The following is a 7,542-nucleotide window of genomic DNA, read 5'->3' as shown; positions in this document are numbered from 1 at the left end:
ACCGAAGTCACGATTGACGAAGCTTGCGCTTCATTCGTTTTTGTATTCCGTAGAATACGATTTTTGCCTCATCGTTCAGTTTTCAAAGTCCAATATGTCATTTGACGACTTTTAAATCTTACAGTAAAGTAATATGTGATGTCAATTACTTTTTTGAAGTTTTTTTCATCTGTGACGCTCGCGTTTGGCGTGTGCCTCAGCGACATGTATTAATATATCAACTCTTGTTTTTCTCGTCAACTGTTTTTCTAAAAAAACTTTAGAAAAAAGATAGACCCGCTTGAACCGGTAAAACACTACCCGTTCGCGGGTCTTTTTCGTTACGCCTGTTTTTGAGATTGTCCTTGAGAAGCTGGCTTTTCTTGCAAGCGATGCAGCATTAGAATCTGATACGCATTACAGATTAAAAGTGTCGCAAGCGCCGCCCATAACATCCGCTTATCTTGTGTTGCCTGCAAAGCAGGTACCCATTCGATCAACGTGATCACTGTCATGAGGAACAATGTCGGAATGAACGCTGTAAAGTTCGTTTCCCGTGCTTTCGTCCGCGCGACTAAGAACGCTATTACAAGCAAGACGACCATCTCACCAATATAAAGGCTCGTCTTATCAAAGCCGTATGCTAATCCGCGTAGATAAACACCATCAAATAGTGCAAATGCGATCAAGACGACCTGGACACGATTCCAAAGCTTTGCGCCGCGGAATAAATCGAGTCCGACGCGATGTAAGATCAAGTACGAGAAGAATCCCATCAAACTGATGGCTGTCCACGTACTACTGTAGGAGAGAGCCGTCACATATCCGCTAATCGATTGATTTCGGATATATCCAGGTTCCGCTACCAAGTTAAACACGAAGCCGGCGAGCGTTCCGATTAGGAGCGTCATCCAAAACAGCTTCAAAAATCCTTTAATCTTCATTCTTATCCCTCTACTTTTTCGATGACACGCGTGGCGAGTTCATTATAGTACGTCTCAAATGGATGTTCATCGCGATAGATCGATGGGGCGAAATCCGCATCGTTCGCATATGGTTGTCCAAGTGGAATCTTAGCTAGAATATCGGTTTTTAACGCTTCTGACAACCTCTCTCCGCCACCACTACCGAAGACATATTCTTTTTCGCCTGTCACTTTACTTTCAAAGTACGCCATGTTCTCGACGATTCCGAGGAGACGATGGTTCGTCTTGATCGCCATTGCTCCTGCTCGTGCTGCAACGAAAGCGGCAGTCGCGTGAGGTGTCGTAACGATGACTTCCTGACAGCTCGGGAGCATCGAATGAATGTCGAGTGCGACATCTCCTGTCCCCGGTGGAAGATCAAGCAACAAGTAATCGAGATCGCCCCATTCGACGTCTGCGAAGAAGTTGTTGAGCATCTTCCCGAGCATTGGTCCCCGCCAGATGACTGGTGCATTATCTTCAACGAAGAAGCCCATTGAGATGACTTTGACACCAAAGCGTTCTGGTGGAACGATTCGGTCGTTCACGACAGTCGGACGTGTTTCGATTCCCATCATGTCTGGAACGCTAAAGCCGTAGATATCGGCATCAATCAACCCGACTTTCTTCCCTGCTCGTGCGAGGGCGACTGCTAAGTTAACGGAAACCGTTGATTTCCCAACGCCCCCTTTACCAGAAGCGATCGCGATGAACGTCGTACCCGATTCTGGTTTGAGGATCGACGGTGTCGTCGCTGCTTGAATCCCATGATCACCAAGTGCCTCAAAACGGAGTCCAACCGTCTTGAATCCTTTTTCTTTTAGTTCCTTGACGATTTGCTGTTGGAGCACGAGTTGCTCCCCAGAACCAGATTGAGCTAAAGCGATTTTCAGACTGACATAATCACCTTTAATCCGGACGTCACGAATGCCGTTCGTATCTGCAAGCGGGCGGTCAATCGTCGGATCGACGAGCGTTCCGACTACCTCGCGAATTTCTTGTTCATTCAACATAGTGCCTTCCCCCTGAAAACGTTCGATTTAATCCTTATTAGTATAACAAAAATAAGAGAGCGCTTGCACATTTCGACACCGGAAAGGATGACTTTTCCATGTCCAGTGTCGGTTTTCATCATTTTACTCGATCATTCGCTCGTTTTAGAACATTCGATTCCATGTACGAGGACCCACGACACCATCGACATCAAGTCCTTGACGTGTTTGATAGGCACGCACTTTCTGAGCCGTCTCTGCATCAAAGCGCCGAGTCACGGTTGCTTTGACTGCACGCTGGATTCGTTCGATATCCCGTGGATTCATATTGGCTGCTCCTTGATACAACGGACGACCTGGATACGGAACGATCGCACGAGAGCGATTCGTCGTTTCTTCAGACACTCCTAGTAATTCAAAGTGTGGATAATCCTTAAAGCTCGTCCAGTCCCCACCCCAAGAAAAGCCACGTCGTTTCATCGCAGCAACAATCTTTTGAAAGCTTTGGTCATTTCGAAATAGCGCTTGTGTACCGTCTTGGGAATATTGAAAGAGGTCGACGGCAATTCCACGGTTATGATTCGATTGTCCCCCGCGTGCATTCGTTACGATTGGTCCCGGTAGTGTCCGTCCCTGTGCGTACAACCGATTCTGTTCTGCGATCGATCGGTACCCTTGTGCGACGCCCACATAAATCCCTTGTGCATGCATCTCCCGAATGACCTCTTGCGTTCGTTTAGCGACTTCTCGTGACAGTCCCGAAGCATTCAATTTCCGATTCGCTCGCTCAAGTAACCAGCTGATCGATAATGCCATCTACGCTCACTCCCTTTGTTTCCTGTTCCCGAAAACAAAATCCGCTATACTTATGGAATGCAGAATGATTTTAACTCATATCAAAAGGAGCATGCTATGAAAAAACGCATCATTTGGACACTTGGCGTCACCTGTCTCTTACATCTTAGCTTCGTCCTGTATCTGACGCTGCAACCGACTGTCGCTACCAAGACGGAGTTACCGGACAATGCAACCGTCTTAAGTGAAGAAACCTCTTTTACGGGACATGTCGGTCAAACGACGGCACATACACCTACCCAATTCATACAATCTCTCTTTGTTTGGAGCATCCCGCTGACGATCGTCATCCTCTATCTTCTTCTGACGGTATTGCACCGATTACGCTCCACTAAATCGACTTGACTTGAATCGCTGTTCTGACACCTCGTCAGGAGAGCGGTTTTTTAGTGCATAAAAAAACCTCCCACCACAAGGGTGAGAGGGATTCGAAAAGAATTAACGTTTCGAGAATTGTGGTGCACGACGAGCTGCTTTAAGACCGTATTTTTTACGCTCTTTCATACGAGCATCACGAGTCAAGAAGCCTTTCGCTTTGAGTGCGCCGCGGAATTCTGGATCCGCTTGAAGAAGAGCACGTGAGATACCGTGACGGATAGCGCCTGCTTGACCAGTGAAGCCGCCGCCTTTGACCGTTACGATTACATCGTACTTGCCTTCTGTTTCTGTGATTACGAGTGGTTCTTTTGCAGTCATGATCAATGTCTCATAACCGAAGTATTCGCTGATATCGCGACCGTTAACTGTGACTTTACCGTCTCCAGCAACGAGGAAAACGCGCGCTGCCGCGTGTTTCCGGCGACCAGTGCCGTAGTAACGTACATCTGCCATCGTGTAGTTCCTCCTAAATTCGTATTAACCGCGAAGTTCGTAAACTTCTGGTTGTTGTGCTTCGTGCTTGTGTGCAGCTCCAGCGTAGACGTGGAGTTTGTTGAACATTTGACGACCGAGGCTACCTTTTGGAAGCATCCCTTTGATCGCGAGTTCAAGCATGCGCTCAGGTTTGTTAGCAAGCATATCGCGTGCAACAGTCTGCTTTAAGCCGCCTGGATGACCAGAGTGACGGTAGTAGACTTTTTTGTCGAGTTTGTTACCAGTTAAAACGATTTTCTCAACGTTGATGAGGATAACGTTATCCCCACAGTCAACGTGTGGTGTGAACGTAGGCTTGTGCTTACCACGGAGAAGTGATGAAACTTCGCTCGCAAGGCGACCGAGTGTTTTACCTTCAGCGTCGATAAGGAGCCATTTGCGTTCTACATCAGTAGCTTTCGCCATGAAAGTTGTGCGCATGTAAAATACCTCCTAAGGAATTAAAAGTTCTGTTTTTGATTTTTCATTTATTCACTAGGTGAATCTATCATAATCTTAGGTGTACGGGGCTAAGATTGTGGTTTCATAATAAATGAAATGCCAATAAACATTGTATGTTTTTTAATAGCCAATGTCAATTGCCTTTTTTCACTCCGGATAGAAAACTTCCCATAGATAGAGTCCATGAGGAGGCGCCGTCACGCCTGCAACGTTCCGGTCCTTTGCCAGCAACATTTTTTTAATGTCCTCTGGTGCAAAACGACCGCGTCCGACGTCAAGTAACGTCCCGACCATGATCCGGATTTGATTATAGAGAAAACCACTGCCATGGAACCGAAAGACGAGTTCGTCACCGATCGTCATCAACTCTGCCTCGTAAATCGTCCGGACCCGGTTATCCGTTTCCGTCTTCGCGACACAGAACGAACTGAAGTCGTGCGTACCGACGAGATGTGCCATCCCTTGACGGATGCGCTCGAGATCGAGCGGATACGGAATATGAACCGATAGATTTCGACGAAACGCATTTTCTTCGCGGCGGACGAAATAGCGGTATTCCTTCCCTACGACATCGTAACGCGCTTCAAAGGTCGGTTCGACCTCCTCGCAGCTCCGGACACGAATATCCGCTGGTAAGAGCGTATTCAGTGCCTTGACGACGTTCTCCGGAGGAATCGCTAGTTCCGTATCAAAATGAATGACTTGTCCGTAGGCATGCACTCTCGCATCCGTCCGCCCCGACCCGATGACCTTGACGGGATGTTTGTGCATCCGCGCAAGCGTCGTTTCAATCACTTCTTGAATCGTCAATCCGTTTGGTTGCACCTGATACCCGGCGTAGCCGGTTCCATCATATTGAATCGTACATTTTAAACGACGCATTACCCGATCCCTCGCAATCCTACTAAACTGATCGTCAGGAGGACGAGCAAGATCATCAGACCCGTATCCCGCATCGTCCACTTGGACTCCCGTAGACGTGTCCGTCCCTCTCCTCCACGGTATCCCCGCGCTTCCATTGCTGTCGCAAGATCCTCTGCCCGCTTAAAGGCGGAGATGAACAACGGAATCAATAACGGAATGATCGCCCGTAAACGTTCCTTGATCGGTCCTGCCGATAAATCAACACCACGTGCTTGCTGTGCCTTCATGATTTTCTCCGTCTCCTCCGCTAAGGTTGGTAAGAACCGTAGCGAGATCGATAACATGAGCGCGATCTCATGCGTCGGGACACGGACGACCTTGAACGGCTTCAACAACAATTCAATCGCATCTGTCAATTCGATCGGTGAGGTCGTCAGCGTGACGAGCGTCGTGATCGAGACGAGATAGAAGAAGCGTAATGAGACGATGATCGCGAGTCGAAGTCCTTCTTCGTAGATCCGGAGCCAGCCGAACTCAAAGAGGACGGCACCTTCGCGCGTGAAGAACAGTTGGATGACGAACGTAAAGACGATCAGGAACAGAATCGGGCGTAGTCCCTTTAGAACATAACGAAGCGGTAAGCGACTACTCATGAGTGCGAGAAACGTAAAAATGAGTAAAAAGATGTTCGTTGCTGCATTGTTTGCGAGAAAGACGAGCGGAATGAAGCAGAAAGCAAAGATGATCTTGGCGAGTGCTGACGAGCGATGCAAGTACGACTGACCGGGAATATGTTGTCCGACGATCATTCGCTCACCCCTTTCGTCATCAACCACTCGATCAATTCGGTCTCCGTCCGGATGTCCGGTCGTTCCAGTCCCCGCCGATCAGCGACTTGCCAAGCAAGCGATAAGACATGTGGAAGATCGAGATGGAATTGCTCAAGCAAAGTCTCTTCTTTAAACAGATCAAGCGGTAGCCCGTCAAACGCCACCTGGGCGTCTTCCATAACGATGACACGCTCGGCATACTCAAGCACCTGATCCATGTCGTGCGTGATCAGGAGCAACGTCATACCGGTTTCAGCATGAAGCCGGGCAAACAGACTCAGCATATGCTTGCGTCCTTGTGGATCGAGTCCTGCCGTCGGCTCATCGACGATCAACACGTCTGGTTGACTAGCGAGTACGCCGGCAATTGCAACACGCCTCATTTGCCCACCAGACAGGTCAAACGGCGAACGACTCCAAAAGACTTCATCGAGTCCGACAGTCCGTAATGCCTCTTTCGCTAATTGCTCAGCCGTCGCGGCGTCATGACCGAAGTTCATCGGACCGAACATGACATCCTTTAAGACCGTCTCTTCGAACAATTGATATTCCGGATATTGAAAAACAAGCCCGACGCGACGTCTTAATGGCTTGAGGTCTTGTTTTTTCTTCGGTTCGACGATGATGTCATCGACTTGTACCTTCCCCGCTGTCGGCTTGAGCAACCCATTGATGTGCTGCACGAGCGTCGATTTCCCGGATCCGGTGTGCCCTACAAACGCAACAAGCGCCCCTGACGGAATCTCAAGATTCACATCACGTAGCGCGACTCGTTCGAACGGACTATTGAGTTGATACGTATAATTTAATTCCTGGATTAAGATTGGCATAAACGGTTCACCAATTCTCTTTCATCTAGTATCGTCTCCTCGAGTGAGAGACCTTGCGCCCGTAAACGTTCTTGTACCCGAACAACGAATGGAACATCGAGTCCGATGTCTTCTAAGAACGATGCATGACGAAAGACTTCCTGAGGGGATCCTTCTAATACGATTTTCCCGGCATCCATGACGATGACACGACTAGCCCGTAATACTTCGTCTAATTCGTGTGTAATCGCGATGACCGCCATTGGGTGGCTCGCATGGAGTTCTTGAACGGTCGACATGACCTCTTGTCGTGCTAATGGATCAAGCATCGATGTAGCTTCATCGAGCACGAGAACATCAGGGCGCATCGCAAGCGCCGAAGCGATTGCGACACGCTGCTTCTGTCCGCCGGATAGTTGATGGGGTTCTCGATCAACAAAATCCGTAAGGCCAACGCGCGCTAGACTGTCGTCGATACGACGAACCATTTCCTCGCGTGGCACACCCCAGTTTTCTAGAGCAAATGCCACGTCGTCGCGCACGGTCGTGCCAACGAATTGATTATCTGGATTTTGGAAGACGATGCCGATTGCTCGACGCATCTCCCACAGTTGCTCCGGATTCGCACTTGAAAAGCGCTCAGCAACCGTAACGGTCCCTGTCTCCGGTAACAACAATCCATTAAACAATTTCGTCAGCGTTGATTTTCCAGAGCCATTGTGACCAACGATGGCGACCCATTCACCTGAACGAATCGTCAGAGAGACCTCGTGTAAGGCTGCTTGCTCCTGTTCCGGATACCGATAGGTGACCTGTTCCAGTTCAATCAGCTTGTCCATGATCTCTCCTCCTTCATCAAATCAATACTTTCATTTTGTAGCAAAAGGGCAGAAGCGGGATACGCACTGCCCTTTTATGGCGAATCATTTAATGA

Annotated in this window: 10 protein-coding genes; 1 reads left to right on the top strand and 9 read right to left on the bottom strand. The window is 48.7% G+C overall.

The window, feature by feature from the left end; all coding sequences use genetic code 11:
• Nucleotides 1-320: 320 nt before the first annotated feature.
• The 3 genes from KNQ18_RS16485 to KNQ18_RS16475 form a co-directional block, all read right to left on the bottom strand.
• Nucleotides 321-923, bottom strand: a complete 603-nt coding sequence (locus KNQ18_RS16485) for a KinB-signaling pathway activation protein (RefSeq protein ID WP_064300977.1) — start codon at nucleotides 921-923, stop codon at nucleotides 321-323.
• A gap of 2 nt (nucleotides 924-925) precedes the next feature.
• Nucleotides 926-1,957 (bottom strand): Mrp/NBP35 family ATP-binding protein, encoded by a 1,032-nt coding sequence (locus KNQ18_RS16480; RefSeq protein ID WP_023466657.1) that lies wholly within the window; start codon nucleotides 1,955-1,957, stop codon nucleotides 926-928.
• 144 nt (nucleotides 1,958-2,101) lie between these two features.
• Entirely contained in the window at nucleotides 2,102-2,752 is a 651-nt protein-coding gene (locus KNQ18_RS16475; protein ID WP_133208752.1) for a M15 family metallopeptidase, read from the bottom strand.
• A gap of 96 nt (nucleotides 2,753-2,848) precedes the next feature.
• On the opposite strand from KNQ18_RS16475, the gene KNQ18_RS16470 reads away from it, so the two are divergent.
• The gene (locus KNQ18_RS16470) at nucleotides 2,849-3,136 is read left to right on the top strand and encodes a hypothetical protein (RefSeq protein ID WP_215085617.1); all 288 of its coding nucleotides are present in this window, start codon (nucleotides 2,849-2,851) and stop codon (nucleotides 3,134-3,136) included.
• Between the two features lie 93 nt (nucleotides 3,137-3,229).
• Here the strand turns inward: KNQ18_RS16470 and rpsI are convergent, their stop codons facing one another.
• From rpsI to KNQ18_RS16440, 6 genes are all read right to left on the bottom strand, one after another.
• Nucleotides 3,230-3,622 carry a 30S ribosomal protein S9 gene (rpsI, locus tag KNQ18_RS16465; protein WP_023466655.1) on the bottom strand — a complete coding sequence of 131 codons (393 nt, stop codon included), beginning with the start codon at nucleotides 3,620-3,622 and terminating at the stop codon, nucleotides 3,230-3,232.
• Between the two features lie 24 nt (nucleotides 3,623-3,646).
• Nucleotides 3,647-4,084, bottom strand: coding sequence for a 50S ribosomal protein L13 (rplM, locus tag KNQ18_RS16460; protein ID WP_023466654.1), 438 nt, complete (start codon nucleotides 4,082-4,084; stop codon nucleotides 3,647-3,649).
• Between the two features lie 168 nt (nucleotides 4,085-4,252).
• Nucleotides 4,253-4,987, bottom strand: a complete 735-nt coding sequence (truA, locus tag KNQ18_RS16455) for a tRNA pseudouridine(38-40) synthase TruA (RefSeq protein ID WP_215085615.1) — start codon at nucleotides 4,985-4,987, stop codon at nucleotides 4,253-4,255.
• Nucleotides 4,987-5,778 carry an energy-coupling factor transporter transmembrane component T family protein gene (locus KNQ18_RS16450; protein WP_029343097.1) on the bottom strand — a complete coding sequence of 264 codons (792 nt, stop codon included), beginning with the start codon at nucleotides 5,776-5,778 and terminating at the stop codon, nucleotides 4,987-4,989. Before KNQ18_RS16450 ends, truA begins: the two co-directional genes overlap by 1 nt.
• Complete coding sequence (locus KNQ18_RS16445; protein WP_215085613.1) at nucleotides 5,775-6,629, bottom strand: energy-coupling factor transporter ATPase; 855 nt, start codon at nucleotides 6,627-6,629, stop codon at nucleotides 5,775-5,777. The genes KNQ18_RS16450 and KNQ18_RS16445 overlap by 4 nt, the downstream gene beginning before the upstream one ends.
• Nucleotides 6,617-7,447 carry an energy-coupling factor ABC transporter ATP-binding protein gene (locus tag KNQ18_RS16440; protein WP_215085611.1) on the bottom strand — a complete coding sequence of 277 codons (831 nt, stop codon included), beginning with the start codon at nucleotides 7,445-7,447 and terminating at the stop codon, nucleotides 6,617-6,619. Before KNQ18_RS16440 ends, KNQ18_RS16445 begins: the two co-directional genes overlap by 13 nt.
• Between the last annotated feature and the right edge of the window lie 95 nt (nucleotides 7,448-7,542).

The sequence above is a fragment of the Exiguobacterium sp. s78 genome (genome assembly GCF_018618985.1).
GTDB classification, from domain to species: domain Bacteria; phylum Bacillota; class Bacilli; order Exiguobacteriales; family Exiguobacteriaceae; genus Exiguobacterium_A; species Exiguobacterium_A abrahamii.
Note: the sequence above shows the minus strand (reverse complement) of the source record. Positions and strands in the feature narration are given on the sequence as shown.

Coding starts and splice junctions, on each gene's coding strand:
- truA (WP_215085615.1), bottom strand. CDS start 4,987: ATGCGTCGTTTAAAATGTACGATTCAATATGATGGAACCGGCTACGCC.
- KNQ18_RS16485 (WP_064300977.1), bottom strand. CDS start 923: ATGAAGATTAAAGGATTTTTGAAGCTGTTTTGGATGACGCTCCTAATC.
- KNQ18_RS16445 (WP_215085613.1), bottom strand. CDS start 6,629: ATGCCAATCTTAATCCAGGAATTAAATTATACGTATCAACTCAATAGT.
- KNQ18_RS16440 (WP_215085611.1), bottom strand. CDS start 7,447: ATGGACAAGCTGATTGAACTGGAACAGGTCACCTATCGGTATCCGGAA.
- KNQ18_RS16480 (WP_023466657.1), bottom strand. CDS start 1,957: ATGTTGAATGAACAAGAAATTCGCGAGGTAGTCGGAACGCTCGTCGAT.
- KNQ18_RS16475 (WP_133208752.1), bottom strand. CDS start 2,752: ATGGCATTATCGATCAGCTGGTTACTTGAGCGAGCGAATCGGAAATTG.
- KNQ18_RS16470 (WP_215085617.1), top strand. CDS start 2,849: ATGAAAAAACGCATCATTTGGACACTTGGCGTCACCTGTCTCTTACAT.
- KNQ18_RS16450 (WP_029343097.1), bottom strand. CDS start 5,778: ATGATCGTCGGACAACATATTCCCGGTCAGTCGTACTTGCATCGCTCG.
- rpsI (WP_023466655.1), bottom strand. CDS start 3,622: ATGGCAGATGTACGTTACTACGGCACTGGTCGCCGGAAACACGCGGCA.
- rplM (WP_023466654.1), bottom strand. CDS start 4,084: ATGCGCACAACTTTCATGGCGAAAGCTACTGATGTAGAACGCAAATGG.